Origin of the sequence: Streptomyces sp. NPDC007808 (assembly GCF_042868655.1) — a bacterium.
Taxonomy (GTDB): Bacteria; Actinomycetota; Actinomycetes; order Streptomycetales; family Streptomycetaceae; genus Streptomyces.
This window is the reverse complement of record NZ_JBIAEQ010000004.1, coordinates 618,742-645,057: the sequence shown is the minus strand read 5'-3', so window position 1 is coordinate 645,057 and position 26,316 is coordinate 618,742. Positions and strand designations below refer to the sequence as shown.

Genomic DNA, 26,316 nt, shown 5'->3' with positions numbered 1-26,316 from the left:
GTCTCCGACCCGGTCGACGGCAGAAGCGCGGTCGGGGCGCGCTCCCCGTGCCACCGCCCGCCAGGGTCGTCGCCCCGCGAGGGCCCCTCGGCGGCCGTCACCGACGTCTCTCCTCACGTCCCCGCCCCCACCATCTCCTCCGCCGACGCCACGGCCTCCTCCCGCACCTCGAAGGGAAGCCCGCGCAACAACGGCGGCCTCGCGACGACGGTGACCCGAACCTCGTCCCCCTCCCGGCCGACGGTGACCGTCGCACCGCGCGGTGCCGCCTCGCGCGCCACCTCGACGACGGCCTCGGCCGGATCCTGCCGGGCCGCCGCGCGGGCACCGGTCCGGGCCGCGTCCACGCACTGGATCTGCGCGGCCACGACGAGCAGACCCCACACCAGTGCCATCGCGAACATCACCAGCACAGGCAGCACAACAGCCGACTCGGCCGTCACGAACCCCTCGTCGACCCCGCGACCCGGCGCCGCTCGGGACCTGCGCTCCTCGATGTCCCGCTCACATCCGCGCATCGAGCGCCTGCTTCACGATGGCCTGCAACTCCTCGCTGACCTGCCCGCTCGTCACGACCTTGTAGAGCACCACGGCGAACGCCACGGCCGCGACGATTCCCATCGCGTACTCGGAGGTGACCATCCCCTCGTCCCTCCGCGCCGCCCGCATCCCGCACGCCAGGGCGCGCATCCGCGCCCGTACCGCCTTGCACATCTCAACCCCCGTGAGGTCCGGTTCCACTTGAACGCAGCTGTCCTGAAAGCAGCTGCTGGACGTCTGCCGTTCGCCTTACGCCGACGAACACCTGTCGCTGTACGCCCGCCGCCGATCTCCCACTCCTGATCCGCGGCCGTTGCCGCCTCTCCCTTCGTCATCCACCGCCTTCTCCCAACACCCCGCCCGCCAGGCCGATCACCACCGGCGCCACACCGACCGCGATGAAGGCCGGAAGGAAGCACAGACCGACCGGTGCCGTGACCAGCACGGCCGCCCGCCTGGCCCGTTCCGTCGCACTGCGCGCCCAGTCGGCGCGAGCATCCGCGGCTAGCCGCGCGACCGGTCCGGCCGCCGGAAGCCCCGACACATCGGCCCGCTCCAGCAACCGCGCCAAAGCCCCGGCCCCCGGCAGCGAAGCCAGCCGCTGCCACGCCTCCGCCGGTGCACCGCCGAGCCGCACCTCCGCAGCGCCCTTCGCCAACCGGTCCCCGACAGGGCCGCCCAAGGCCTCGCCCACGGCCTGCGCCGCGATCGCCGGCCCGGCACCCGCCGCGATGCAGGCCCCCAACAGATCCGCTGCGAGCGGCAGTTGTCGAGCCACCTCACCGGCGTCGAGCGCCTCCTCGGCACTTCCGGCGGCTTCCTGTCGACGCCGCCACAGCCACAGCCCGCCCGCGACGAGCAGCCCCACCGCCGGCCCGGCGGCACCGCCGAACAGCACCCAGCCGGCGCTTACGACGGCACCCATGGGCAGCCACTGCCGCACCCGCCGTCGAACGTCGAGCCGTCGGCGTTTCGACGTCCCGTCCGCGCTCGTCAGCATCGCGGCCAGCCGCCGCCGGACTCTTCTTTCATGACGGGCGGCCACGGGCCACCGCAGCAACCCCCAGACGGCCAGGGCAACGCATACGGCTACCCCCAGCCTGTGGACAAACTCCACGTTCACCACCACCCCCAACCTGTGGACGACTTCCGCATCCACGCCGCCGAACCCCCTGGTACTCCGGCGCGGCTCCACTCCTCATGCCGCCTCCGCCCCACGCACGATCCGCAGTGCCCACCACATCCCCAGCCCTTCCAGCGCCCCACCGACCACGAGGCAGCCGAGTCCGGCTCCGGTGTGGAACAGCACCCGCAGCGGATCGGCCCCCATGGCAGCACCGAGAAGCAGCCCCAAGGCGGGCAGTCCCGCGAGCATCGCCACGGTCGATCGCGCCCCCGCCAACTGGGTGCGCAGGTCGGCGCGTCGGTCCCGTTCGGCGCGCAACGCCCCTTCCAGCCGGTCGAGGCCGGCAGCGAGTCCCGCGCCCTGGTCCACGGCGACCCGCCAGCACGCCGCCAGACCCGACAGCCCCTCGGCACCCGGTTGCCGTGCCGCACAGGCGAGCGCGCCCGGCACATCTCCGCCGAACCGCGCCGCCGCCAACACCGCGGCCTGCGCTTCCCCGAGCCCCTCGCAATCCCGCGCCGCCCGCAGCAACGCCTCCCCCGGTTGCCTCCCTGCCCGCACCTCTCCGGCGAGCGCCCCGCACAGGTCGATCACGGCGCCCCCTCGACGCTCCCGTGCCCGCCTCGCCTCCCTCACCAGCCGTGCTCTCCTCAGCAACGGCACTCCGACCGCCCCCGCGACGACCGGCAGCACCGAGGACCCCAGCACACCCAGCGCCAGCCCGACGACCGCCGCCCACCACTCGGCCCCAAGCCGCCCGCGCAGTTGCCCCAGATCCCGGACCATCCGCCGCCAGTCGGGCGGCCCGATGCCCACCGTCCCACCGCCCGCCAGGAGCAAGCGCGCCCGCCGGGCCCCTGAGTCCCGCCCGCCCAGCAGGCAGACGACCGCCCCGAGACACATCACCGCCGCGCCCAACGACATCTCACCCATACGGCCCACCGGCCCCCTCACGATCGCCGAACCCTCACGTCACGCCCTGGCGCCCCTCATCGCCCACGCCTCGTAGCAATCCCCGCAGCCGCTCCCACCCCCGCTCGCTCGCGAAAGCCTGCGCGCCCCACCGCAGCGCCGGCACGGTTCGCACCAGTCCCGACGGGTCCCGCTCCAGCACATGCACCTCGGCGATCCGCCGCCGCCCATCCCGGTCACGTACGAGATGCAGTACGACCGACAGCGCGGCCGCCAGTTGGCTGTGCAGCGCGGCCCGGTCCAGTCCGGCCGCCGTGCCGAGCGCCTCGAGGCGCGCCGGTACGTCGGCGGCCGCGTTCGCGTGGACGGTCCCGCAGCCTCCCTCGTGGCCCGTGTTCAGCGCCGCCAGCAGATGGACCACTTCGGGTCCGCGCACCTCGCCCACGACCAGCCGGTCCGGCCGCATGCGCAGCGCCTGCCGCACCAGGTCCTGGAGCGTGACCAGTCCGGCGCCTTCCTGGTTGGCGGGTCTGCTCTCCAGCCGTACGACATGCGGATGGTCCGGCCTGAGTTCCGCCGAGTCCTCGGCGAGCACGATCCGCTCATCGGGGCCGACCAGTCCCAGCAACGCGCTGAGCAGCGTGGTCTTACCACTCCCCGTGCCGCCGCTGATCAGGAAGGACAGCCGCGCGTCGACCAGCGCCCGCAGCACCCGATCCCCGCCAGGTGGCACTGTGCCCGCCGCGACCAACTCGTCGAGCCTGAACGCCCGGGGCCGCACGACTCTGAGCGACAGGCAGGCACAGCCGACGGCGACCGGTGGCAGCACGGCGTGCAGGCGAGTCCCGTCGGGCAACCGGGCGTCCACCCAGGGCCGCGCATCGTCCAACCGCCGCCCGGCGACCGCGGCGAGACGTTGCGCGAGGCGGCGTACGGCAGCCTCGTCCGGGAAGGAGACGGAGGTCAGTTCCAGGCCGCCGCCTCGGTCCACCCAGACCCGGTCCGGCGCCGAGACCAGCACGTCCGTCACCGAGGGGTCGGTGAGCAGCGGCTCCAGCGGGCCGCTCCCGACCAGCTCGGATCGCAACTGCTGTGCCGCCCCCAGGATTTCGGCGTCTCCGAGCACCCTGCCCTGTTCGCGCAGGGCCTGCGCCACGCGCGAGGGCGTCGGCTCTCCCCCGCTCTCGGCGAGCCACTGCCGCACCCCGTCGAGCAACCCGGTCGCCATACCCGCCCCGGCCTGCTCTGTCGGCCCTGTCGGCCGTGGCGGCCTTGTCGTCTCCGTGTCCGACGCCCACCTCGATGCCGACGGACCCGACCGAACAGCGGACGGACGGCCCCGGTCCTCCGAAACGCGCCCCGCAGCAGCCGGCACACCCCGAGCCGGCACCGCCCGCACGGCGCCCTCGCTCGCCACGCCGCCCACGTCGTCGCCCACCGCCCATCGCGGCGCGGCCCTACGCGCCCTGCCTGCCGTCTTCCCGCCCGACCTCCACCGCGCGGGTGCTGCCCGTACCGACCCCGCCGTGCTCCCGCTCACCCAGTCGAGCCCCACAGCCGTACTCACGCCGTCCCCGCTCATGCCGTCCTCGCCTCCAGCAGAGCGCGCTCCCAGAACTCGCGGCAGAACCGCGCCAGCGGTCCACGCCCCGCGGCTCCCGGCGGCGCCTTGCCCTCCTGGGGCCGCAACAGACCCGACTCCACGGGCACTTCGCCCACGAGCGGCAGTTCCAGCAACCGGGCCACCTCGTCGTCGTCCAGTCCCGGCGCGTACGGACCGCGTACCGCCACTCGCAGATCCCCCAGCACCATCCGGACCGCGGAGGCCATCTGTCGGGCCGCGGCGACGGCGCGCAGTTCGGCGGGCACCACCAGGATCCCGACGTCGAGTTGGACGAGTGCCTCGGCGACGCCGTCGTCGATCCGGCGGGGCAGGTCGACGACGACCGCGCCACCCCGGCGCCGGGCGGCGGCGAGCACCGCCCGCATCGCCTGCGCGGGCACGCCGAGGCAGTCCCCGCGATCCCAACTCAGCACCCGCAGGGAATGCAGTTCCGGCAGCGACTCCTCCAGGGCGCCGCTGCCGAGCCGCCCGCGCGAGCCGGCGAACGCGGGCCAGCGCAGTCCGTCTGCCGCCTCGCCGCCGAGGAGGACATCGAGCCCTCCGCCCAGTGGATCGGCGTCCACGAGCAGCGTGCGCAGCCCTTCACGCGCGGCGGTGACCGCGAGGGCACACGCGAGCGTGGAGGCTCCCGCACCGCCGCGCCCGCCGATCACCCCGACCGTGAGGGCGGGCCTGCCGACGCCCTCGGCGACGTCGGCGATGCGGTCGACCAGCCACTGCTCCCCGTCAGGCAGCATCAGGACGTGATCGGCGCCGATCTCGACGGCGCGGCGCCAGACCCCCGGGTCGTCCTGGTCCCGGCCGACCAGCACCACCGCGCCTCTGCGTCCGGCCCCGCGCACACGGCGTGCGGCGTCGTCGCCGACCAGGACGAGCGGCGCCGCCTCCCACCTGCCCCTGGGCTCGGGCACCCCGTGATGGACCTCGGGTGTGGCGCCGGCCGCCGCGCACAGGCGCAGCAGGTCGTCGAGCAGTTCGGCGTCTTCCGTGACGATCAACGGCTTGCCCGGCCGCCCGGAGGCGGTGGGCGGCGGATCATCTGTGACGGTTGCGGTCACGGTTTCCGTCCCCCTTCGCTGCATCACTCGCGCGGCCCTGCGGCCCCGCGATTCCCAAACATGTGAAGAACCGGCAACCGGTCTCCATATGAACGGCCGATAGGAACCGGCCAAAGACGCCCGACTAAGCAGAACCGGCCATGAAGTCGGTCCGAGCGGAGCGCGTTGGAATCACGGTGCAGCGATCCCGGAAATCGTGTGGATCTTGGTCGATAACTGTGGACAACTCGACCGCTGTGAATATCGCCGTCACCCATACCGGTGACCCGCACACCAACCCCTGTGCGACTTCCGCAGAGCAGCGCGACGGATACGCACAGTCACGAAGCGGATGCATGCCGAAGAGGCGACCGAAGTCGCCCGGTCTCGGCCCTACGGCCGCGCTCAGAAGAGGAAAACCCACCCGGACATGCGACGACCCCCGCCGGGGGGGAGAGCGGGGGTCGTCTCCACGGCCGACTCGGGGGGGGAGGAGTCGGACCGGGTTAGCACGGTCGCGAACGATCCGTGACTTCCATGGTGTACCCGAGAGCCCTCTCAGGCAAACCCACGCGCCCACCTTACGCCGAATGGGCTGCCCCTATGCTCTGCAGCGTGGAAAACCGCTCCTTGCCCCGCACAGCCGCCTTCTTTGACCTGGACAAGACGGTCATTGCGAAGTCGAGCACGCTCACCTTCAGCAAGTCGTTCTACCAAGGCGGCCTGATCAACCGCAGGGCCGTCTTGCGTACCGCATACGCCCAGTTCGTCTTCCTGGCCGGCGGCGCCGACCACGACCAGATGGAGCGCATGCGCGAGTACTTGTCCGCGCTGTGCCGCGGCTGGAACGTCCAGCAGGTCAAGGAGCTCGTCGCCGAGACGCTGCACGACCTGATCGACCCGATCATCTACGACGAGGCCGCCTCCCTCATCGAGGAGCACCACGCCGCCGGCCGTGACGTCGTGATCGTGTCCACCTCCGGAGCCGAGGTGGTCGAGCCGATCGGCGAGCTGCTCGGCGCGGACCGCGTGGTGGCCACGCGCATGGTCGTGGGCGACGACGGCTGCTTCACAGGGGAGGTGGAGTACTACGCCTACGGTCCGACCAAGGCCGAGGCGATCAGGGAACTGGCCCAGTCCGAGGGCTACGACCTCGACCGCTGCTACGCGTACAGCGATTCCGCCACCGACCTGCCGATGCTGCAGTCCGTCGGCCATCCGCATGCCGTGAATCCCGACCGTCCGCTGCGCCGCGAGGCCCTCGCGCGCGGGTGGCCGATTCTCGACTTCCACCGCCCGGTCCGACTCAAGCAGCGGATCCCCTCCTTCTCCGTGCCGCCGCGCCCCGCCCTGGTCGCGGCGGCGGCCATAGGGGCCGCGGCGGCCACCGCGGGTCTCGTCTGGTACGCCAGCCGGCGCCGCGCGGCACTCGCTTGATCCGTACTCGCCGGTCCCGTACGCCATGCACTCCCGTGGGCCGTACGCCATGCACTCCCGTGGGCCGTACGACCTGCACTCCCGCGGGCCGTACGACCTGTACTCGCGCGGCCCCGTGGCCCGTACTCGCCGGTCTCGCGTGTCTCGTTCGACACATCGATGACCGTTTGACGCGTCTTTGAGAGCAAAAGTAAAGAAGTGCAGCCAGGCCTTCCACTTGGTTGGGTTCCTGGAGTACAAATGACTCAACGGCCCGCGAGACCAAGGACATCCGAGAGGATCACCTTTAATACGCATTTGGCCCCACGGACCGAGCATGGACATTGGGCACCCACGCGACGTCGACCCGTCGATTACGGGCCAGCCGCACCAGGTGACGGGCAAAGTTCCCGACCTGATGGGCAACATATCGAGGACGCTTGGTAACCCGGTGAACATGCCAGCGGCGGTACGAATCCTCGTACCGCCGCAACTTATGTGAGCCCCTCGCGGGGCTCTTTTCGCACCCGGGGCGTCCGCGCCGTACGGCGCCCCACGCGCGCGTGTGTCACGCCGCCCCGCGCTGCAGCGCCTCGCACACCGCCGTGGACTCACGCGCCCCCAGTTCGATCGCCTTGCCGCAGTGCGCGATCCAGGCGGCCATGCCCTCGGGAGTGCCGGAGACGTAGCCGTCGAGCGCAGCCAGATAGGCCGCGCGGCCCAGTTCGGCGTGGCCGACCTCGGCCGGGCAGACGGACTTGGGGTCGAGGCCGCTGCCGACCAGGACGATACGCTCGGCCGCTCGCGCGACCAGGCCGTTGTGCGAGGTGAAGGGACGCAGCGCGAGCAGCTCGCCGTGTACGACGGCGGCCGTCACCAGGGCGGGAGCCGAACTGCCGGCGATGATCAGCTCGGCCAGGCCCTCCAGACGCCCGTGCACCTCCGCCGCACCCGGCGGCGCCGACTCGACCAGCGGTTCGTCGACCGGCTCGCCCTCCTGGCGCGGGCGTCCGACCCTGTCGTCTTGGTCGGCCGCCGCCACCAGGTGCAGCCGGGCCAGCACCCGCAGCGGTGACTGCCGCCAGATGGACAGCAGTTGACCCGCCTCGGCGGTCAGCCGCAGGGCCGCTCCCATGACGCGTGACTCGTCGTCCACGCTGAAGTCGGTACGCCGACGGACCTCTTCGAGCGCCCAGTCGGCCCCCGACAGCGCCGCGGTGCCACGAGCGCCGCGCAGGGCCGCCTCGGAGGTGATCTCGTTGCTGCGGCGCCGCATGATCCGGTGCCCGTAGACCCGGTCCACGGCCTTGCGCACGGACTCCACGGACTCGGGCACACCGGGCAGTGAACCGAGGGCAGCGAGCGGATCCGCGGTCGCACCTGTCGTACTCATGAGTACGACACTACGCACCCGGGGCTCCCACCCCACGATCGAGTGGCCTTCTTCACGCACGGCTGCCACATACAGCGATCGAAGCACTACGCTTCGTGAACATGAAAATTGCTTTCGTCGGGAAGGGCGGCAGCGGCAAGACGACGCTGTCCTCGCTGTTCGTCCGCCACCTCGCCGCGACCGGCGCCCCGGTAATCGCTGTGGACGCCGACATCAACCAGCATCTGGGGGTCGCGCTCGGTCTCGACGAGGCGGAGGCCGCCGCGCTGCCCGCGATGGGCGAGCGGTTGCCGTCGATCAAGGATTACCTGCGCGGCTCCAACCCGCGGATCGCCTCCGTCCAGGAAATGATCAAGACCACACCGCCCGGTGAGGGCTCGCGACTGCTGCGGGTGTGTGAGCAGAACCCGGTGTACGACGTCTGCGCACGGCCGGTGGAACTCGACGGCGGCACCGTCCGTTTGATGGTCACCGGCTCATTCACGGACTCCGACCTCGGGGTCGCGTGCTACCACTCCAAGACGGGAGCGGTGGAGCTGTTCCTGAACCACCTGGTGGACGGCCCCGGTGAGTATGTCGTGGTCGACATGACAGCGGGTTCGGACTCCTTCGCCTCCGGCATGTTCACCCGTTTCGACATCACGTTCCTCGTCGCCGAGCCGACCCGGAAGGGGGTCTCCGTCTACCGCCAGTACAAGGAGTACGCCCAGGACTTCGGTGTCGTCCTGAAGGTCGTCGGAAACAAGGTGCAGGGGCAGGACGACCTGGACTTCCTTCGCGCAGAGGTGGGGGACGACCTGCTCGTGACCGTCGGGCACTCGGACTGGGTGCGCGCCATGGAGAAGGGCCGCCCGCCCCGGTTCGAGCTCCTGGAGGACGCCGACCGGCTCGCGCTGCGCCGGCTGCACACGGCCGTGGACGCCACGTACGAGTTGCGGGACTGGGAGCGCTACACGCGCCAGATGGCCCACTTCCATCTGAAGAACGCCCGCGCCTGGGGGAACGAGCGGACCGGGGCCGACCTGGCGAAGCAGATCGACCCCGGTTTCGTGCTCGGCGAGCGCGCCACCGCACTGTCCGCGGACAACTCGCCTCTGACACCTACTGCTTGACCGCCGGCGCCCCCGGCACCCCCTTCGGAGCCGGCGCCGGGTGATCCGACAGGAAGGACGCCCAACCCTGCTTGGGCGCCTCGCCGACGCCCAGCGTGCGCAGCTTCTGCAAGGTCAGCGGGTCCTGTGCGTCGAGCCAGTCGGCGAGCTGCCGGAAAGAGACGCACCGCACATCGGGCTTGTTGCAGACCGCCTCGACGACTTCCTCGACGGCACGCATGTAGGTGCCGCCGTTCCAGGACTCGAAGTGGTTGCCGATGATCAGGGGTGCGCGGTTGCCGTGGTAGGCCCGGCGGAATCCCATGAGCAGCCCGTCACGCATCTGGTCACCCCAGAAGTCGTGCTTGGCGGGGTCGCCCTGGCTCGTGGTGCCCGACTGGTTGACCATGAAGTTGTAGTCCATGGTGAGTTGCTCGTAGGAATGCCCGGGGAAGGGAACCAACTGCATCGACAGGTCCCACAGGCCCCCCTTCTTGGCGGGCCAGACCTGGTTGTTGACGCCGCTCGAGTCATAGCGAAAGCCCATCTGGCGGGCAGCCCTGACGAAGTTCTTGCGGCCTTCCAGGCAGGGCGTGCGCGCCCCGATGAGTTCCTTGTCGTAGTCGAAGGGCAGCGGCGCCGCCTTGGTCATGCCGGTGTTGGTCTTCCAGGACTTCACGAACTTCTTTGCCTGGACGATCTCGTCCTTCCACTCCTCCACCGACCATTGCCCGACACCGCCACCGCCGCCGCAGAAGTGGCCGTTGAAATGGGTGCCGATCTCGTTGCCCTCCAGCCAGGCCAGACGCAGCTGCCTCACGGTGGCGGCGATGCCCTCCTCGTCGTTGAAGCCGATGTCGCTGCGGCCCGGCGAGTGTTGCGGCGGGCGATACAGGTCACGTTTGTGGTCCGGCAGCATGTACACGCCGCTGAGGAAGTACGTCATGGTCGCGTTGTTGGCCTTGGCGACCTCACGGAAGTGAGAGAACAGCTTCTGACTGTCCTCGCCGGCTCCGTCCCAGCTGAACACCACGAACTGCGGGGGCTTCTGGCCGGGCCGCAACCGCTCCGGTCTCGGCAGGTGGGGCTGCGCTCCGGTGTAGGCGGTGGATCCGTCGCCGATCAGTCGGACGGCACTCCTGGGCGCGGGCGCCGCCGGCTTCGCCTTCTGCGGTCCTGAGGCTCCCCGTACGGCAGGGTCGGCGCCGGTCGCGCAACCGGTGAGCGATGCGGCGCAGACCGCGACGATCGCGGTGCCCGCGGCGATCCTGCGCGTCGAGGTGGTCCTACGCGTCGCAGTGGCCCCGTGCGTCGCAGTGGCCCCGTGCGTCGCAGTGGTCCGGTGCGTCGCGGTGGTCCTGCTGGGGACGGTGATCCTGCGGGTGGCGGCCATGTTCCGTCCACCTTCCTTCTCTCGGGTGGCGACAGCGCCGCCAAGGTCGCATGGGACAGAGAAGGAATTAATACGACAAGCCGACTAATCGGCCACTTCACTCTTCAGGGGGATTTATTAGTCCATTTGCTCGGAAAACCTATTCCAGCCCTTTACTCTGCATTACGATCCGTTTACTGACTGTTGATGCATCCCGCCGCTGCATGCCGTGACCACACGGCCGCGACCCGACCCCTCGCCCCGAGCGGGGGACCACCAGATCCGCGACCGCGCTGCCCCGGAGGAGACGGGAAACATGTCCGCCTGCGTCCCCACCCGCGCCGACGACCCGAGTCGAGCGGAACGCACCCACGAACCCCCCAGCCCGCCGCCACCCCGACACCGCCGCCACGGCATCGCGGGCGCCGATGTGTCGGCCTCGATCGCGGTCTTCCTGATCGCACTGCCCTTGTCCTTGGGCATCGCCCTCGCCACCGGCGCCCCCCTGCAGGCCGGCCTGGTCGCCGCCGCGGTCGGAGGACTGGTCGCCGGCTGGCTCGGTGGCGCCCCGCTCCAGGTCAGCGGACCCGCCGCCGGTCTCACCGTGGTCACCGCCGACCTCATCCAGCAGTACGGCTGGCGAACGACCTGCGCCATCACCGTCCTCGCCGGACTCGCCCAGCTCGGCCTGGGCTCTCTGCGGGTGGCGCGCGGCGCGCTCGCGGTGAGCCCGGCGATCGTGCACGGCATGCTCGCCGGCATCGGCGTCACCATCGCCGTCGCCCAGCTGCACATCGTCGTCGGCGGCACGCCCCACAGCTCCGTTCTCGACAACCTCCGCGTGCTGCCCGCCCAGTTGGCCGAGCTGCAACCCGCCGCCGTGTCGGTGAGCTCGCTGACCCTGGCCCTACTGCTGCTCTGGCCGCGGATTCCCGGGCCGGCGGGACGCGTTCTGCGCAAGATCCCACCGGCCCTGGTCGCCGTCGCCGGTGCTTCCTCGGCCGCCTCGCTCGCCGGCCTGACCCTGCCCAAGGTGGACCTTCCGTCCTGGCGCAGTCACGCCCTGGCCGGAATGCCGGAAGGCCCGGTGCTCGGCGTGATCGCCGCCGTGCTGACCACCACGCTGGTGTGCAGTGTGCAGTCGCTGCTCGGCGCGGTCGCCGTGGACAAGATGGTGGCAGCGCGTCCCGGGCTGCCCGCCCGCGTCGGCCGCTGCGATCTGGACCGGGAACTGCTGGGCCAGGGCGCCGCCAACATCGTCTCCGGCACGCTCGGTGGACTGCCCGTCGCCGGTGTGGCCGTGCGGAGTTCGGCGAATGTCCAATCCGGCGCCGTCAGCCGGAACTCCACGATGCTGCACGGCGTTCTCGTAGTGATCGCCACGCTGCTGATGGTCCCGATCCTGGAGCTCATCCCGCTCGCCTCGCTCGCCGCCCTGGTGATGGCCGTCGGCATCCAGATGGTGTCCCTGAACCACATCCGCACGGTGACCCGCCACCGTGAGGTGCTGGTCTACGCGGTCACCACCCTCGGCGTGGTGTGCTTCGGCGTCCTGGAGGGCGTGGCGCTGGGGGTCGCCATGGCCGTGGCCGTCGCCCTGCATCGCCTCACCCGCACCCGGATCACGCACGACGAGAAGGAAGGAGTCCATCACGTACACGTACGCGGTCAGTTGACGTTCCTCGCCGTGCCGCGGCTCAGCCGGGCCCTGCATCTCGTGCCGCAGGGCGCCCGCACCGTCGTGGAGTTGGACGGGTCGTTCATGGACCACGCGGCGTACGAGTCCCTGCAGGACTGGCAGAAAACGCACACCGCGCACGGCGGCTCCGTCGAGCTGGTCGGCCGCAGGTCCGGAGTCCGGATCGGTGAGCCCACCACTCCGATCGGTCTCCACCTCGACCCCGCAAAGGCCGTGGCCCGGTCCGCGGACTGCCGTTGTCACCCCTGGACGCCCTGGCGCAACCACCAGTGCGAGATCCCGGAGTCGATCCAGCCCCACGACAGGCCCGAGGGTCTCTCCGGGCAGGCCCAAGGACAGAGAGCGGGTCATCTCGACGGTTCCGGGACTTCCCGCGCCTCCGGTTCCCCTGGTTCTCCCGACGCCCCGGCCGAGTCCGGCACGGCCGACGGGTTCGGCGGAACCGGTGCGGCGAGCGCGGCCGGCGGGCCGAACGGGAACGACGGGCCGGGCCGCCCCGACCGCCCGGGGGAGAGCAGAGCCGATGCCTCCGGTGGATCCGACGGCAGCCGCCCGAGCTCGCATCAACTGGCCCGTGGCATCAGCGCGTTCCAGCGCAACACCGCCCCCCTGGTGCGGGGCGAGCTGGCACGGCTGGCGCGTGAGGGCCAGCAGCCTTCCCAGCTGTTCCTCACCTGTGCCGACTCCCGGGTGGTCACCTCGATGATCACCTCCAGTGGTCCCGGTGACCTGTTCGTGGTGCGCAACGTGGGCAACCTCGTTCCGCTGCCGGGTGAGGACAGCGGGGACGACTCGGTGGCGGCCGCGATCGAGTACGCGGTCGACGTGCTGCGGGTGCGGTCGATCACGGTGTGCGGGCACTCCGGGTGCGGGGCCATGCAGGCGCTGCTCACGTCCGAGCCCGGCGATCCGCAGACCCCGCTCAGGCGGTGGCTGCGGCACGGGCGACCCAGCCTGGAGCGGGTGTCCGACGAGAGCCGGCCGTGGGCCAGACTCGCCGGTCGGGCACCGGCCGACGCAGTCGAGCAGCTCTGTCTGACCAATGTGGTCCAGCAGTTGGATCATCTGCGCGCCCACGAGTCGGTGGCCAGGGCTCTGCGCGCCGGTGAGCTGGAACTGCACGGCATGTACTTCCACGTGGGTGAGGCTCAGGCCTACCTGCTCATGGAGGACCAGGGTGGCGAAGTGTTCGACGACGTGAGAGTGGCCGACCTGTCGGCGTGAGGTGGGCGGGCGCGGTGCGGTCCCGTTCGGCACGGGGCCGCACCGCGGTTCGGACGGCGCGGGTGAGGGACGTCGGCCTCAGCTGCGCCTCAGCCCGGATGTGAAAGGGATTACAGACGTGAACCTCCTCCCTTGCACGTCCGTGGGAACGGATGACCCCGGGTGCCCTAAGGGGCTCCGGAACCCGCCCGCACACAGGTCTAAACCAATTTTCCGTCGACCCTTGTCATCGGGCCCTCGGGTCTGATGAGCTGTGGCCTGGGACACAACGGACACCCTGGGAAAGGGAGATGTCGTGAGCAACGAAAGCCTGGCCAACCTGCTGAAGGAAGAGCGCAGGTTCGCACCCCCCGCCGACCTGGCCGCGAACGCCAACGTCACGGCGGAGGCGTATGAACAGGCCAAGGCTGACAGGCTCGGCTTCTGGGCCGAGCAGGCCCGTCGGCTGACCTGGGCCAAGGAGCCGACTCAGACGCTGGACTGGTCGAACCCGCCGTTCGCCAAGTGGTTCCAGGACGGCGAGCTGAACGTCGCGTACAACTGCGTCGACCGGCATGTCGAGGCCGGGCACGGCGACCGGGTCGCCATCCACTTCGAGGGCGAGCCCGGCGACAGCCGCGCCGTCACCTACGCCGAGCTCAAGGACGAAGTCTCCAAGGCGGCCAACGCGCTGCTGGAACTGGGTGTGCGGAAGGGCGACCGGGTCGCCGTCTACATGCCGATGATCCCGGAGACGGCGGTCGCGATGCTGGCCTGCGCCCGGATCGGCGCCGCCCACTCCGTCGTCTTCGGCGGCTTCTCGGCGGACGCGCTGGCCACCCGTATCCAGGACGCGGACGCCAAGGTCGTCATCACCGCCGACGGCGGCTACCGGCGCGGCAAGCCGTCCGCGCTCAAGCCGGCCGTGGACGAGGCTGTCGGCAAGGTGGACAACGTCGAGCACGTGCTCGTGGTCCGGCGCACCGGCCAGGACGTCGCCTGGGACGACAGCCGTGACGTCTGGTGGCACGAGATCGTCGAGCGGCAGTCCGCCGAGCACACCCCCGAGGCGTTCAACGCCGAGCAGCCGCTCTTCATCCTCTACACGTCCGGTACGACGGGTAAGCCGAAGGGCATCCTGCACACCTCCGGCGGCTATCTCACCCAGGCCGCGTACACCCACCACGCCGTCTTCGACCTCAAGCCGGAGACCGACGTCTACTGGTGCACCGCCGACGTCGGCTGGGTCACCGGCCACTCGTACATCGTGTACGGGCCGCTGGCGAACGGCGCGACGCAGGTGATGTACGAGGGAACCCCGGACACGCCGCACCAGGGCCGTTTCTGGGAGATCGTGCAGAAGTACGGGGTGACCATCCTCTACACGGCGCCCACCGCCATCCGTACGTTCATGAAGTGGGGCGACGACATCCCCGCGAAGTTCGACCTCGGCAGCCTGCGGGTGCTGGGTTCGGTGGGCGAGCCGATCAACCCCGAGGCATGGGTCTGGTACCGCAAGAACATCGGAGCCGACCGCACCCCGGTGGTCGACACCTGGTGGCAGACCGAGACCGGGGCGATGATGATCTCCCCGCTGCCGGGCGTCACCGAGGCCAAGCCCGGGTCGGCGCAGCGGGCGCTGCCCGGCATCTCGGCGACCGTCGTCGACGACGAGGCCAACGAGGTGCCCAACGGCGGGGGCGGCTACCTGGTGCTGACCGAGCCGTGGCCGTCGATGCTGCGCACCATCTGGGGCGACGACCAGCGGTTCATCGACACGTACTGGTCGCGGTTCGAGGGCAAGTACTTCGCCGGTGACGGGGCCAAGAAGGACGACGACGGGGACATCTGGCTCCTCGGCCGCGTGGACGACGTCATGCTCGTGTCGGGCCACAACATCTCCACCACGGAGGTCGAGTCCGCCCTCGTCTCCCACCCCTCCGTCGCCGAGGCGGCCGTCGTCGGTGCCGCCGACGAGACCACCGGGCAGGCCATCGTCGCCTTCGTGATCCTGCGCGGTACGGCGGCCGAGACCGAGGACCTGGTCGCCGAGCTGCGGAACCACGTCGGCGCCACGCTCGGCCCGATCGCCAAGCCGAAGCGGATCCTGCCGGTGGCCGAGCTGCCGAAGACCCGCTCCGGCAAGATCATGCGCCGGCTGCTGCGCGACGTCGCCGAGAACCGCCAGCTCGGTGATGTGACGACGCTCACCGACTCGACCGTCATGGACCTCATCCAGGCGAAGCTCCCGGCCGCTCCCAGCGAGGACTGAGCACGGCCGTCGAAGGGCATCCGGCGCAGCCCGCGCCGGGTGCCCTTCGACTACGTACCGTGGACATCGACGGATGCACCGAGGCGCATCCTTAGGTAAGCTAACCAAAAAGATCGCAACCTCAGGTGCGCCGGGAAGTCTGGTCGGCATGTGCTTCGTCATGCCCACCGACCGGAGGTCTCCCCCGTGACCGCGCCCCGCACCCCCACCCCCAACACCGCTCGCAAGCTCCTCGGACGGCTGTCCCTCCCGGAGCGGAACTTCGTCGCGGAGGCGCTGCGCACCGAGACCGTCGGTGGTGTGCTGCTGCTCGTCGCCGCGATCACGGCACTGGTCTGGGCGAACGTGCCCGCGCTGCACGACAGTTACGAAAGCGTCGGCCATTTCCACTTCGGTCCCGAGGCACTCGGCCTGAACCTGTCCGTCGAGCACTGGGCCGCCGACGGCCTCCTCGCGATCTTCTTCTTCGTCGCCGGGATCGAGCTCAAGCGTGAGCTGGTCGCCGGAGATCTCAAGGACCCGAGCAGGGCCGTCCTGCCGGTCGTCGCCGCGCTGTGCGGGATGGCCGTACCCGCGCTCGTCTACACGCTGACATCCGTCACCGGCGGCGGCTCACTGGACGGCTGGGCCGTCCCGACCGCCACCGACATCGCCTTCGCGCTCGCCGTGCTCGCCGTGATCGGTACCTCGCTGCCGAGCGCCCTGCGTGCCTTCCTGCTCACACTCGCCGTCGTCGACGACCTCTTCGCGATCCTGATCATCGCGGTCTTCTTCACCTCGCACATCAACTTCGCCGCGCTCGGCGGGGCCGTGGCGAGCCTCGCCGTCTTCTGGCTGCTGCTGAGGAAGGGCGTGCGCGGGTGGTACGTGTACGTCCCGCTCGCCCTCGTCATCTGGGCGCTGATGTACAACAGCGGCGTCCACGCCACCATCGCGGGCGTCGCGATGGGCCTGATGCTGCGCTGCACCCGGCGCGAGGGGGAGGCGCACTCCCCCGGCGAGCACATCGAGCATGTCGTACGCCCCCTGTCGGCGGGTCTGGCGGTGCCGTTGTTCGCGCTGTTCAGTGCCGGCGTGGCCGTCTCCGGGGGCGCGCTCGGCGAGGTGTTCACCCAGCCGGAGACGCTCGGCGTGGTCCTCGGGCTGGTCGTCGGCAAGACCGTCGGCATCTTCGGCGGCACCTGGCTGACGGCACGTTTCACCAGGGCCTCGCTGAGCGACGACCTGGAGTGGGCCGACGTCTTCGCCGTCGCGACCCTCGCCGGCATCGGCTTCACCGTCTCGCTGCTCATCGGCGAGCTCGCGTTCGAGGGTGACGCCGCACTGACCGACGAGGTCAAGGCCGCCGTACTCATGGGGTCCCTCATCGCGGCCACGGTGGCGACGGTGCTGCTGAAGATGCGCAACGCCAAGTACCGCAAGATGGTCGAGGACGAGGAGCGTGACGAGGACGCCAGCGGCATCCCGGACATCTACGAGCAGGACGAGCCCGAGTACCACCTGCGGATGGCCGCCCTCTACGACCGCAAGGCCGCCGAGCACCGCCGTATCGCCGAGGAGAAGATCGCCGCTCGCCACGCGCTTGCCGAAGTGCCGGGCGGGGCAGGCGAGGAGGACCAGCGTCGGGCATGATCTGACGGGACGGTACAAAGACGGAACCGTACGCACTCAGTCAGAACACGGAACCGTAACGACGAGGGAGATCGCGATGAGCGCACCCGACGGCAGCCCGGTCGGCGCCGAACGCAGCATCGGCCAGCTGTTCGCCTCGGCGACGACCGAGATGTCCGCGCTGGTGCACGACGAGATCGCGCTGGCGAAGGCGCAGCTCAAGCAGGACGTCAAGCGCGGCGCGACGAGCGGCGGCGCGTTCACGGTGGCAGGGGCGGTGCTGCTGTTCTCCCTGCCGATGCTGAACTTCGCCCTGGCGTACGGCATTAGGACCTGGAGCGACTGGAACCTCGCGATCTGCTTCCTGCTCTCCTTCGCGGCGAACGTGCTCATCGCCCTGGTCCTCGCGCTCATCGGGGTCGCCGCGGCGAAGAAGGCCAAGAAGAGCAAGGGCCCGCAGAAGGTCGCCGCCTCGATGAAGGAGACGGCGGGCGTCCTGCAGAAGGCCAAGCCGCACCCGCGCCCCGCCCCGGTTCCGGAGCTGGAGGACCGGGCGCCCGCGGCCATCGAGGCTGTGGCACGCTCGTCCTCATGACGGATCCCGCCACCCCTTCGGCGCAACCTGCCTCGGTCGTACGACTCGACGGTCCCTGGACCCACAGGGACGTGGCCGCCAACGGTGCGCGCTTCCACATCGCCGAGCTGGGGGACGGGCCGCTGGTGCTGCTGCTGCACGGCTTCCCCCAGTTCTGGTGGACCTGGCGGCACCAGCTCGTCGCGCTCGCCGACGCGGGCTTCCGGGCCGTCGCGATGGACCTCAGGGGCGTCGGCGGCAGCGACCGTACGCCGCGCGGCTACGACCCGGCCAACCTCGCCCTCGACGTCACCGGCGTGATCCGCTCCCTGGGCGAGCCCGACGCCGCGCTGGTCGGCCACGACCTCGGCGGATATCTGGCGTGGACGGCGGCCGCGATGCGCCCCAAGCTCGTACGGCGGCTCGCGGTCGCGTCGATGCCGCACCCAAGGCGCTGGCGCTCGGCGATGCTCTCGGACGTCAAGCAGACCGGTGCGAGTTCCTACATCTGGGGGTTTCAGCGGCCCTGGATCCCGGAGCGGCAGCTGACGGCCGACGACGGAGCGCTCGTCGCCCGGCTGATCCGGGACTGGTCGGGCCCGCGGCTGCCGGAGGACGAGGCGGTGGAGATGTACCGCCGCGCGATCTGCATCCCGTCCACCGCGCACTGCTCCATCGAGCCCTACCGCTGGATGGTGCGCTCGCTGGCCCGCCCCGACGGCATCCAGTTCAACCGGCGCATGAAGCGGCCGGTGCGGGTACCGACACTGCATCTGCACGGCTCGCTCGACCCGGTGATGCGCACGCGAAGCGCGGCCGGCTCGGGCGAGTACGTCGAAGCACCGTACCGATGGCGGCTGTTCGACGGGCTCGGCCACTTCCCGCACGAGGAGGACCCGGTCGCCTTCTCCACCGAACTGATCAACTGGCTGAAGGATCCCGAACCCGATCGGTGACCGCGCCGATGCGCCCGGTATCCGGAACTGAACAGGTGTCCTACGAACAGCCAATTGCCCGGCGCATAGGCCAATTGAGGGCGCCAGAGGCGGTTATCGACCATGGGGCGGGGGCAGACGTCGGGGTATGGGCTGGACGCACGACTACAGTGACGCAGCACGCAACCGCCGCTCGGCCACTGCGCTGAGCTCCCACCAGCGAGGCAGCGCCCCGCAGATGCCGGACTCGGATCCCCGCGTGGGCATTCCGCTCATCCTGCGCCGCCGGGCCCGCTGGGTCTCGGTGCGGCTGCGCCATCCGCGCGGCTGACCCGGCCACCGATCGCGGCCGGGGACAACGGCCTTCGCCGCGGGGTTCGACCACCCCACCCCACCGGTCTCACCGCTTCGGCACGCACTACAGCGCGCAGCTGTCGGTGTCCACCTGCTGGTTGGCGGTACGGCCCTTGACGATGTCCTCCTGGATCTCGTCCGCGGTGAGCGCGTAGCCGGTCTCGGCGTCGTCGAGGGACTTGGCGAAGACCACGCCGTACACCTTGCCCTCGGGCGTGAGCAGCGGTCCGCCGGAGTTGCCCTGGCGGACGGTCGCGTACAGCGAGTACACGTCACGGCTCACGGTGCCGCGGCGGTAGATGTCCGGGCCGCTGGCCGGCAGGCGCCCGCGCACGCGCGCGGCGCGCACGTCGTACGCCCCGTTCTCCGGGAAGCCCGCGATGATCGCGCCGTCACCGCTCTCGGCGTCGGTGGAGGTGAACCGCAGCACGGGCGCGCGCAGGTCCGGCACGTCGAGCACGGCGATGTCGCGCTCCCAGTCGTAGAGGACGACCGTCGCGTCGTACTTCTTGCCCTCGCCGCCTATCTGGACGGTGGGTTCGTCAACACCGCCGACGACATGCGCGTTGGTCATGACCCGGCGGTCGGCGAAGACGAAGCCGGTGCCCTCCAGGACCTTGCCGCAACTCGGCGCCGTGCCCATGACCTTGACGATGGAGCGCTTGGCCCGGGTGGCCACGGGGCTGTTGGCGAGAGCCTGGTCGGGAGGCGCGACCTCCTTGATCGGCTCGTTGGCGAACGGGCTGAAGACCTGGGGGAAGCCGTTCTGCGCGAGGACCGAGGTGAAGTCCTTGAACCAGGTGTCGGCCTGGTCGGGCAGCGCCTCGGAGACGCCCAGCAGCACCTTGGAGCTGCGGACCTCCTTGCCCATGCCCGGCAGCGTGGTCTGGCCGAGGGCGGAGCCGATCAGCCAGGCCACCAGGAGCATGGCGACGACGTTGACCAGGGCGCCGCCGGTCGCGTCCAGGGCGCGGGCGGGTGACCAGGTGATGTACCGGCGCAGCTTGTTGCCGAGGTGGGTGGTCAGCGCCTGGCCGATGGACGCGAAGACGATGACGATGACGACCGCGACGATCGCGGCGGTCGTGCTCACCTCCGCGTTGTCGGTCAGCGCGTCCCAGATGACCGGGAGGATGTACACGGCCACGAGACCGCCACCGAGGAATCCGATCACCGACAGGATGCCGACGACGAAGCCCTGGCGATAGCCCACGACGGCGAACCACACGGCGGCGACCAGCAACAGGATGTCCACGACGTTCACTGCTTCAGGCCTCGCCTCATCACTTTCCGGTCACCACACATCGGCCGCGGGGCCGGGGCGAGAACGCCAGGACAACACAGCACGGCAGACACCCTGTCATGACCGCCAGTCGAGCGGGACCTGCTTCTCCCGGTCCCAGGGCCGCTCCCAGCCCGAGAAATGGAGCAGACGGTCGATGATTCCGGCCGTGAAGCCCCAGACAAGGGCCGATTCGACCGTAAATGCCGGGCCTCGGTGGCCGCTGGGGTGCACCGCGGTGGCTCGGTTGTCCGGATTCGTGAGATCCGCCACGGGGACGGTGAAGACCCGCGCCGTCTCGTTCGGATCGACGACGCCGACCGGGCTGGGCTCGCGCCACCAGCCCAGGACGGGCGTCACGACGAAGCCGCTGACCGGGATGTACAGCTTGGGCAGCACACCGAAGAGCTGCACGCCGCTCGGATCGAGCCCGGTCTCCTCCTCGGCCTCGCGCAGCGCGGCCCGCAGCGGCCCGTCGGCCCTGGGGTCACCGTCCTCCGGGTCGAGGGCGCCGCCCGGGAAGGACGGCTGGCCGGCATGGGAGCGCAGGGAACTGGCACGCTCCATGAGCAGCAGTTCGGGTCCGTGCTCCCCGTCCCCGAAGAGGATCAGTACGGCCGACTGCCGTCCCGCGCCGTTCTCCGGCGGCAGGAAGCGGCTCAGCTGCACCGGCTCCACGGTCTCGACCACCCGCACGATCGGGTCCAGCCAGGCCGGCAGTCCCTCCTTGCTGATCACCACCGGCCCGTCCTGCGTATCGCTCGCCCGCGTCATCGCCACCCCCGTCGTCCTGCCGAGTCCAACGCCTGACGCGACCTGGATCGTTCCGCCTCACCGGGACGGGCGTGCCACGGCGCCCCGCCCCGTCCGGTCCGCCCCGTCATCCGGCCCCCAGCGGCGGGGCCGGCCTGCCGCCCGCGTCCAGGTACGACTGCGGAGGCTTGAGCCGCTGACCGGGGAAGCCGCCCTTCTCGTACTTGAGCAGCTTCCTCGCCTTCTCGGGGTCCGTCTCGCCCTCGCCGTACGCCGGACAGAGCGGCGCTATGGGGCAGGCACCGCAGGCCGGCTTGCGGGCGTGGCAGATGCGGCGGCCGTGCCAGATCACATGGTGGGAGAGGTCCGTCCAGTCGCCCTTGGGGAACAGCGCGGCGATCTCGGCCTCGATCTTGTCCGGATCCGTCTGCTCGGTCCACTGCCAGCGCCGCACCAGCCGCTGGAAGTGGGTGTCCACGGTGATGCCGGGGCGTCCGAAGGCGTTGCCGAGGACGACGAAGGCGGTCTTGCGGCCGACGCCGGGCAGTTTGACCAGGTCTTCCAGCCGGCCCGGGACCTCGCCGCGATGGTCGTCCACGAGCGCCTTCGACAGGCCCATGACCGACTTGGTCTTGGCCCGGAAGAAACCGCAGGGACGGAGGATCTCCTCGACCTCCTCCGGGTTCGCCGCCGCCAGGTCCTCGGGGGTGGGGTACTTGGCGAACAGCGCCGGGGTCGTCTGGTTGACGCGCAGGTCGGTGGTCTGGGCGGACAGGACCGTGGCGACCAGGAGCTGGAAGGGGTTGTCGAAGTCCAGCTCGGGGTGGGCGTACGGGTAGACCTCGGCGAGCTCGCGGTTGATACGGCGGGCCCGGCGGACGAGGGCCGTGCGGGACTCGGCGGTGGGGGGTTTCGGCGTGACCGTCCTGACGGAGGAGGCGGACTTCACCGCAGCGGTGGCCTTCTCGGGGAGGACTGCGGGCTTCTTGGTGATCGCCTTCTTCGCGACCGCCTTCTTCGCGCCGGCCGCTTTCTTCACCCCGGCCGCCTTCTTCGCGCCGGCCGCCGGCTTGCTCGCCGTCGCCTTCGCCGCGGGCGCCTTCTTCGCCGGGGCCTTCTTCGCCAGGGCCTTCTTGGCGGGCGCCTTCCCGGCGGATGTCTTCCCGGCGTCGGCCTTCCCGGCGGGCGTCCTCCCGGCAGCCGTAGCCTTCTTCGCGGCTGCCGTCTTCCTCACCGCCGCTTTCTCGCCACCTGCCGTCGTCTCACCCGCCGTCTTCTTCGCCGCTTTTGCGGTCTTCCTTCCGCCACCAGGGTCCTGTTCGCCCACAGCGGAATCGCGACGTACAACCACCCGCCCAGCCCCCTTGGCCTGTGCTCTCACCGGCGATTTGGACACCCGGCCAGCCTAAAGCCCGGCACCGACATCCGCCCCGGACCCTGAAGATCGGCCCCCAATTGGACCCCTGCCGCTTACCCCGGGACACCTGTGCGGCATCCTTGTGACAGATCACACTGTTTGGACTGTCCGGCAAAATGGGCACCACGGTCCCCTGGTACGCGGGGGAGCAAGACCCCCTGAGCAGGTCGACAAGGAGAGAACTCGTGGACGACGTTCTGCGGCGCAACCCGCTCTTCGCGGCGCTCGATGACGAGCAGTCCGCGGAGCTCCGCGCCTCCATGAGTGAGGTGACCCTCGCACGCGGTGACTCCCTGTTCCACGAGGGCGACCCCGGTGACCGGCTCTATGTCGTCACCGAGGGCAAGGTGAAGCTCCACCGCACCTCACCCGACGGCCGGGAGAACATGCTGGCCGTCGTCGGTCCCGGCGAGCTCATCGGCGAGCTGTCCCTCTTCGACCCGGGTCCCCGTACGGCGACGGCGACCGCGCTGACCGAGGTCAAGCTGCTCGGCCTGGGCCACGGTGACCTCCAGCCCTGGCTGAACGCCCGCCCCGAGGTGGCCACCGCGCTGCTGCGCGCCGTCGCGCGCCGCCTGCGCCGCACCAACGACGCGATGTCCGACCTCGTCTTCTCGGACGTCCCCGGCCGTGTGGCCCGCGCGCTGCTCGACCTCTCGCGCCGTTTCGGCGTGCAGTCGGAGGAGGGCATCCATGTCGTCCACGACCTGACGCAGGAGGAGCTGGCCCAACTCGTCGGCGCGTCCCGCGAGACGGTCAACAAGGCTCTGGCGGACTTCGCCGGACGCGGCTGGCTCCGCCTGGAGGCCCGCGCGGTGATCCTGCTGGACGTGGAACGGCTGGCCAAGCGGTCGCGGTGACCCGCGCTTCCCGTACGACGCCGGGGCCCCGTCTCACTGCGAGGCGGGGCCCCGGTGCGTACAGCCACCGGGACCGGCCACCTCTCGAACATCCGCGCACCAGGAGATAGCCTCCGCCCATGGCAAACGGGCAGTGGTACCCACCGGAGTGGCCGGACCGTATCCGTGCGCTCGCCGAAGGAGACCTCACCCCGGTCGCTCCGCGGCGGGCGGCGACCGTCATGCTGCTCAGGGACACCGAGGCCGGCCCTGCCGTGCACATGCTGCGCCGCCGCGCCTCCATGGCCTTCGCCGGCGGGGCCTACGCCTACCCGGGCGGCGGCGTCGATCCGCGCGACGAGCATCCGATCCGCTGGGCAGGCCCCACGCGCGCGTGGTGGGCGCGCCGGCTCGGCGTCGACGAGGCGGCGGCCCAGGCCATCGTGTGCGCGGCCGTGCGGGAGACGTACGAGGAGGCGGGCGTCCTGCTCGCCGGGCCGACCGACGACTCCGTCGTGGGCGACACCACCGGCGAGGAGTGGGAGGCGGACCGCGCCGCGCTGGTCGCCAGGGACGTGTCGTTCGCCGAGTTCCTGGACCGCCGCCGCCTGGTGCTGCGTTCGGACCTGCTGGGCGCCTGGACCCGCTGGATCACCCCGGAGTTCGAGCCCCGCCGCTACGACACGTGGTTCTTCGTCGCCGCCCTCCCGGAAGGCCAGCGCACCCGCAACGCCTCCACGGAGGCCGACCGGACGGTGTGGATCCGCCCCGCGGACGCCGCCGCCTCCTACGACAAGGGCGAGCTGCTGATGATGCCGCCCACCATCGCGACCCTGCGCCAGCTGACGCCGTACGACAGCGCCGCCCAGGCCCTCGCCGCCGCCCCCGGACGCGACCTCACGCCCGTGCTGGCGCAGGCCCGGCTGGAGGACGGCGAGATCGTGCTCTCCTGGCCGGGCCACGACGAGTTCACCAAGCACATCCCGACCGGCGGAGCTCCCGCATGACCGTGCCCGAAGCGCCCGCAGCACCCGAAGCCCCGGAAGGCCCCCTCGTATGACGGACGCAGCCGCCCTCCCCGGCCAGCCGCGCGGCGGGGTCCTCTCCGGCCCCGCCACCCCGCGCGCCGTGAACGTCCTCGCGCCCAACCCGTCCGCGATGACCCTGGACGGCACCAACACCTGGATCCTCTCCGAGCCGGACTCGGATCTGGCCGTGGTCGTCGACCCCGGCCCGCTGGACGAGGCGCACCTGCGCCATGTCATCGACACGGCCGAGAACTCCGGCAAGCGCGTCGCCCTGACCCTGCTCACGCACGGCCACCCCGACCACGCCGAGGGTGCCGCACGCTTCGCCGAGCTGACCGGTACGCGCGTGCGTGCCCTCGATCCGGCGCTGCGGCTCGGCGACGAGGGGCTGGGGGCCGGGAACGTGGTCGGTGTCGGCGGGCTGGAGCTGCGTGTCGTCGCGACGCCCGGCCACACCGCCGACTCGCTCTCCTTCCACCTGCCGGCCGACCGCGCCGTCCTGACCGGCGACACGATCCTGGGCCGCGGTACGACGATGGTGGCGCATCCCGACGGGCGCCTGGGCGACTACCTGGACTCGCTGCGCCGCCTGAGGTCCCTCACGGTCGACGACGGCGTGCACACCGTCCTGCCGGGCCACGGGCCGGTCCTGGAGGACGCGCAGGGGGCCGTCGAGTTCTACCTCGCCCATCGCGCCCACCGGCTCGCCCAGGTGGAGACCGCGGTGGAGGACGGCTATCGCACACCGGCCGAGGTCGTGGCCCATGTGTACGCGGACGTGGACCGCTCCCTGTGGCCGGCGGCCGAGCTGTCGGTGCGGGCCCAGCTGGACTACCTGGAGGAGCACGGCCTCATCTAGCCGGAACCGTCGCGCCGACGCAGGAACCGTCCAGCCGACGCAGGAACCGTCCAGTCGGCCCGGAACCGTCCAGCCGACGCCGGAACCGTCCACAGAGCCACCGTCAGCCTTCCGACGCCTGCCCGCCCGCCCGCACGCGCCCGTGGCTGATCCCGGTGAGACGGCACCGCTCGCGTCGCTGCGGCACCGCTCAGCGGGCGTACGGCGGCCGGCCCGGACCGTTCCCGGAGCGGGCCGCCGCCGGCGGAGGTCCTACGCCTCCGTCAGCTCCACCTGGATCTCGACCTCCACCGGCGCGTCCAGCGGGAGCACGGCCACACCCACGGCGCTGCGGGCGTGGACGCCCTTGTCGCCGAGGACCTCGCCCAGCAGTTCGCTCGCGCCGTTGAGAACGCCCGGCTGGCCGGTGAAGTCCGAGGCCGAGGCCACGAAGCCCACCACCTTCACCACGCGCGCGATCCGGTCCAGGTCACCGGCCACCGACTTGACGGCCGCGAGCGCGTTCAGGGCACAGGTACGGGCGAGTTCCTTGGCCTCCTCCGGGGTGACCTCGGCGCCCACCTTCCCGGTGACCGGAAGCTTGCCCTCCACCATGGGGAGCTGGCCGGCGGTGTACACGTACACGCCCGAACGGACCGCCGGCTGGTAAGCGGCCAGCGGAGGGACCACCTCCGGGAGTCTGAGGCCCAGCTCGGCCAGTTTCGCCTCGACCGCGCTCACGCCTGCTTCTCCCGCTTCAGGTAGGCCACGAGCTGCTCGGGGTTGTTCGGCCCGGGCACGACCTGGACGAGCTCCCAGCCGTCCTCGCCCCAGGTGTCCAGAATCTGCTTCGTGGCGTGGACGAGCAGCGGCACGGTTGCGTATTCCCACTTGGTCATGTGGCCGACTTTATCCGCTGCCCGCCGGGGCCCGAGCGGCCGACCGCGGTCACGTTGTCCACAGGCCGCCGCGTAGTCGGCGCGCCGACTGGTTAGGCTCG

General features: G+C 71.0%; 24 protein-coding genes. 11 read left to right on the top strand and 13 right to left on the bottom strand.

What is annotated here, in order from left to right:
- Positions 1 to 113: 113 nt before the first annotated feature.
- The 6 genes from ACFYNL_RS18725 to ssd form a co-directional block, all read right to left on the bottom strand.
- Positions 114 to 518: a TadE family type IV pilus minor pilin gene (locus ACFYNL_RS18725; RefSeq protein ID WP_388804270.1), complete on the bottom strand. Its 405-nt coding sequence runs from the start codon at positions 516 to 518 to the stop codon at positions 114 to 116.
- Positions 505 to 714, bottom strand: coding sequence for a DUF4244 domain-containing protein (locus ACFYNL_RS18720; protein ID WP_388804267.1), 210 nt, complete (start codon positions 712 to 714; stop codon positions 505 to 507). The genes ACFYNL_RS18725 and ACFYNL_RS18720 overlap by 14 nt, the downstream gene beginning before the upstream one ends.
- Before the next feature lie 157 nt (positions 715 to 871).
- Positions 872 to 1,663 carry a type II secretion system F family protein gene (locus ACFYNL_RS18715; protein WP_388804616.1) on the bottom strand — a complete coding sequence of 264 codons (792 nt, stop codon included), beginning with the start codon at positions 1,661 to 1,663 and terminating at the stop codon, positions 872 to 874.
- 75 nt (positions 1,664 to 1,738) lie between these two features.
- Complete coding sequence (locus ACFYNL_RS18710) at positions 1,739 to 2,599, bottom strand: type II secretion system F family protein (RefSeq protein WP_388804264.1); 861 nt, start codon at positions 2,597 to 2,599, stop codon at positions 1,739 to 1,741.
- Between the two features lie 34 nt (positions 2,600 to 2,633).
- Positions 2,634 to 3,806 carry a TadA family conjugal transfer-associated ATPase gene (locus ACFYNL_RS18705; protein WP_388804262.1) on the bottom strand — a complete coding sequence of 391 codons (1,173 nt, stop codon included), beginning with the start codon at positions 3,804 to 3,806 and terminating at the stop codon, positions 2,634 to 2,636.
- Between the two features lie 350 nt (positions 3,807 to 4,156).
- A complete protein-coding gene (gene ssd, locus ACFYNL_RS18700) occupies positions 4,157 to 5,284 on the bottom strand; it encodes a septum site-determining protein Ssd (protein ID WP_388804613.1) in 1,128 nt (375 codons plus the stop codon).
- 558 nt (positions 5,285 to 5,842) lie between these two features.
- Between ssd and ACFYNL_RS18695 the strand changes: the two genes are divergently transcribed.
- On the top strand, positions 5,843 to 6,676 hold the full coding sequence (locus tag ACFYNL_RS18695; protein WP_388804259.1) for an HAD family hydrolase: 834 nt from the start codon (positions 5,843 to 5,845) through the stop codon (positions 6,674 to 6,676).
- A gap of 547 nt (positions 6,677 to 7,223) precedes the next feature.
- Here the strand turns inward: ACFYNL_RS18695 and ACFYNL_RS18690 are convergent.
- Positions 7,224 to 8,048 carry a Fic family protein gene (locus ACFYNL_RS18690; RefSeq protein WP_388804256.1) on the bottom strand — a complete coding sequence of 275 codons (825 nt, stop codon included), beginning with the start codon at positions 8,046 to 8,048 and terminating at the stop codon, positions 7,224 to 7,226.
- 101 nt (positions 8,049 to 8,149) lie between these two features.
- On the opposite strand from ACFYNL_RS18690, the gene ACFYNL_RS18685 reads away from it, so the two are divergent.
- A complete protein-coding gene (locus ACFYNL_RS18685) occupies positions 8,150 to 9,160 on the top strand; it encodes an ATP-binding protein (RefSeq protein ID WP_388804253.1) in 1,011 nt (336 codons plus the stop codon).
- Here ACFYNL_RS18685 and ACFYNL_RS18680 read toward each other — a convergent pair.
- A complete protein-coding gene (locus ACFYNL_RS18680) occupies positions 9,150 to 10,532 on the bottom strand; it encodes a hypothetical protein (RefSeq protein WP_388804250.1) in 1,383 nt (460 codons plus the stop codon). The genes ACFYNL_RS18685 and ACFYNL_RS18680 overlap by 11 nt on opposite strands.
- A 295-nt stretch (positions 10,533 to 10,827) precedes the next feature.
- On the opposite strand from ACFYNL_RS18680, the gene ACFYNL_RS18675 reads away from it, so the two are divergent.
- The 6 genes from ACFYNL_RS18675 to ACFYNL_RS18650 all read left to right on the top strand — a co-directional run bounded on the left by ACFYNL_RS18675 (position 10,828) and on the right by ACFYNL_RS18650 (position 19,136).
- A complete protein-coding gene (locus tag ACFYNL_RS18675; RefSeq protein WP_388804247.1) occupies positions 10,828 to 13,434 on the top strand; it encodes a SulP family inorganic anion transporter in 2,607 nt (868 codons plus the stop codon).
- 295 nt (positions 13,435 to 13,729) lie between these two features.
- Complete coding sequence (gene acs / locus ACFYNL_RS18670; protein WP_388804244.1) at positions 13,730 to 15,685, top strand: acetate--CoA ligase; 1,956 nt, start codon at positions 13,730 to 13,732, stop codon at positions 15,683 to 15,685.
- 186 nt (positions 15,686 to 15,871) lie between these two features.
- Positions 15,872 to 17,317 carry a Na+/H+ antiporter NhaA gene (nhaA, locus tag ACFYNL_RS18665; RefSeq protein ID WP_388804241.1) on the top strand — a complete coding sequence of 482 codons (1,446 nt, stop codon included), beginning with the start codon at positions 15,872 to 15,874 and terminating at the stop codon, positions 17,315 to 17,317.
- 76 nt (positions 17,318 to 17,393) lie between these two features.
- Complete coding sequence (locus ACFYNL_RS18660) at positions 17,394 to 17,891, top strand: phage holin family protein (RefSeq protein WP_388804238.1); 498 nt, start codon at positions 17,394 to 17,396, stop codon at positions 17,889 to 17,891.
- Positions 17,888 to 18,826, top strand: a complete 939-nt coding sequence (locus ACFYNL_RS18655; protein ID WP_388804235.1) for an alpha/beta fold hydrolase — start codon at positions 17,888 to 17,890, stop codon at positions 18,824 to 18,826. The genes ACFYNL_RS18660 and ACFYNL_RS18655 overlap by 4 nt, the downstream gene beginning before the upstream one ends.
- Before the next feature lie 127 nt (positions 18,827 to 18,953).
- On the top strand, positions 18,954 to 19,136 hold the full coding sequence (locus ACFYNL_RS18650) for a hypothetical protein (protein ID WP_388804232.1): 183 nt from the start codon (positions 18,954 to 18,956) through the stop codon (positions 19,134 to 19,136).
- Positions 19,137 to 19,223: 87 nt separating this feature from the next.
- Here ACFYNL_RS18650 and ACFYNL_RS18645 read toward each other — a convergent pair whose 3' ends face one another.
- The 3 genes from ACFYNL_RS18645 to nth form a co-directional block, all read right to left on the bottom strand.
- On the bottom strand, positions 19,224 to 20,423 hold the full coding sequence (locus ACFYNL_RS18645) for a MarP family serine protease (protein WP_388804229.1): 1,200 nt from the start codon (positions 20,421 to 20,423) through the stop codon (positions 19,224 to 19,226).
- A gap of 96 nt (positions 20,424 to 20,519) precedes the next feature.
- A complete protein-coding gene (locus ACFYNL_RS18640; protein ID WP_388804610.1) occupies positions 20,520 to 21,215 on the bottom strand; it encodes an NUDIX hydrolase in 696 nt (231 codons plus the stop codon).
- A 106-nt stretch (positions 21,216 to 21,321) separates the two neighbouring features.
- Positions 21,322 to 22,428 carry an endonuclease III gene (nth, locus tag ACFYNL_RS18635; RefSeq protein ID WP_388804226.1) on the bottom strand — a complete coding sequence of 369 codons (1,107 nt, stop codon included), beginning with the start codon at positions 22,426 to 22,428 and terminating at the stop codon, positions 21,322 to 21,324.
- Positions 22,429 to 22,796: 368 nt separating this feature from the next.
- Here nth and ACFYNL_RS18630 point away from each other — a divergent pair, with 368 nt between their 5' ends.
- The 3 genes from ACFYNL_RS18630 (at position 22,797) to ACFYNL_RS18620 (ending at position 25,337) form a co-directional block, all read left to right on the top strand.
- The gene (locus ACFYNL_RS18630) at positions 22,797 to 23,471 is read left to right on the top strand and encodes a Crp/Fnr family transcriptional regulator (RefSeq protein ID WP_053750087.1); all 675 of its coding nucleotides are present in this window, start codon (positions 22,797 to 22,799) and stop codon (positions 23,469 to 23,471) included.
- Between the two features lie 119 nt (positions 23,472 to 23,590).
- Complete coding sequence (locus ACFYNL_RS18625) at positions 23,591 to 24,457, top strand: NUDIX hydrolase (protein ID WP_388804222.1); 867 nt, start codon at positions 23,591 to 23,593, stop codon at positions 24,455 to 24,457.
- A gap of 49 nt (positions 24,458 to 24,506) precedes the next feature.
- Entirely contained in the window at positions 24,507 to 25,337 is an 831-nt protein-coding gene (locus tag ACFYNL_RS18620) for an MBL fold metallo-hydrolase (protein ID WP_388804219.1), read from the top strand.
- 252 nt (positions 25,338 to 25,589) lie between these two features.
- On the opposite strand, the gene ACFYNL_RS18615 is transcribed toward ACFYNL_RS18620, so the two are convergent.
- Together ACFYNL_RS18615 and ACFYNL_RS18610 are read right to left on the bottom strand one after the other, a co-directional pair.
- A complete protein-coding gene (locus tag ACFYNL_RS18615; protein WP_019754118.1) occupies positions 25,590 to 26,057 on the bottom strand; it encodes an Atu1372/SO_1960 family protein in 468 nt (155 codons plus the stop codon).
- The gene (locus ACFYNL_RS18610; protein WP_003975360.1) at positions 26,054 to 26,215 is read right to left on the bottom strand and encodes a DUF4177 domain-containing protein; all 162 of its coding nucleotides are present in this window, start codon (positions 26,213 to 26,215) and stop codon (positions 26,054 to 26,056) included. Before ACFYNL_RS18610 ends, ACFYNL_RS18615 begins: the two co-directional genes overlap by 4 nt.
- Positions 26,216 to 26,316 lie beyond the last annotated feature (101 nt).

Coding starts and splice junctions, on each gene's coding strand:
- ACFYNL_RS18625 (WP_388804222.1), top strand. CDS start 23,591: ATGGCAAACGGGCAGTGGTACCCACCGGAGTGGCCGGACCGTATCCGT.
- ACFYNL_RS18720 (WP_388804267.1), bottom strand. CDS start 714: ATGTGCAAGGCGGTACGGGCGCGGATGCGCGCCCTGGCGTGCGGGATG.
- ACFYNL_RS18725 (WP_388804270.1), bottom strand. CDS start 518: ATGCGCGGATGTGAGCGGGACATCGAGGAGCGCAGGTCCCGAGCGGCG.
- ACFYNL_RS18680 (WP_388804250.1), bottom strand. CDS start 10,532: ATGGCCGCCACCCGCAGGATCACCGTCCCCAGCAGGACCACCGCGACG.
- ACFYNL_RS18640 (WP_388804610.1), bottom strand. CDS start 21,215: ATGACGCGGGCGAGCGATACGCAGGACGGGCCGGTGGTGATCAGCAAG.
- ACFYNL_RS18675 (WP_388804247.1), top strand. CDS start 10,828: ATGTCCGCCTGCGTCCCCACCCGCGCCGACGACCCGAGTCGAGCGGAA.
- ACFYNL_RS18650 (WP_388804232.1), top strand. CDS start 18,954: ATGGGCTGGACGCACGACTACAGTGACGCAGCACGCAACCGCCGCTCG.
- ACFYNL_RS18690 (WP_388804256.1), bottom strand. CDS start 8,048: ATGAGTACGACAGGTGCGACCGCGGATCCGCTCGCTGCCCTCGGTTCA.
- ACFYNL_RS18655 (WP_388804235.1), top strand. CDS start 17,888: ATGACGGATCCCGCCACCCCTTCGGCGCAACCTGCCTCGGTCGTACGA.
- ACFYNL_RS18660 (WP_388804238.1), top strand. CDS start 17,394: ATGAGCGCACCCGACGGCAGCCCGGTCGGCGCCGAACGCAGCATCGGC.
- ACFYNL_RS18710 (WP_388804264.1), bottom strand. CDS start 2,599: ATGGGTGAGATGTCGTTGGGCGCGGCGGTGATGTGTCTCGGGGCGGTC.
- ACFYNL_RS18610 (WP_003975360.1), bottom strand. CDS start 26,215: ATGACCAAGTGGGAATACGCAACCGTGCCGCTGCTCGTCCACGCCACG.
- ACFYNL_RS18620 (WP_388804219.1), top strand. CDS start 24,507: ATGACGGACGCAGCCGCCCTCCCCGGCCAGCCGCGCGGCGGGGTCCTC.
- ACFYNL_RS18705 (WP_388804262.1), bottom strand. CDS start 3,806: ATGGCGACCGGGTTGCTCGACGGGGTGCGGCAGTGGCTCGCCGAGAGC.
- ACFYNL_RS18695 (WP_388804259.1), top strand. CDS start 5,843: ATGCTCTGCAGCGTGGAAAACCGCTCCTTGCCCCGCACAGCCGCCTTC.
- ssd (WP_388804613.1), bottom strand. CDS start 5,284: ATGCAGCGAAGGGGGACGGAAACCGTGACCGCAACCGTCACAGATGAT.
- ACFYNL_RS18685 (WP_388804253.1), top strand. CDS start 8,150: ATGAAAATTGCTTTCGTCGGGAAGGGCGGCAGCGGCAAGACGACGCTG.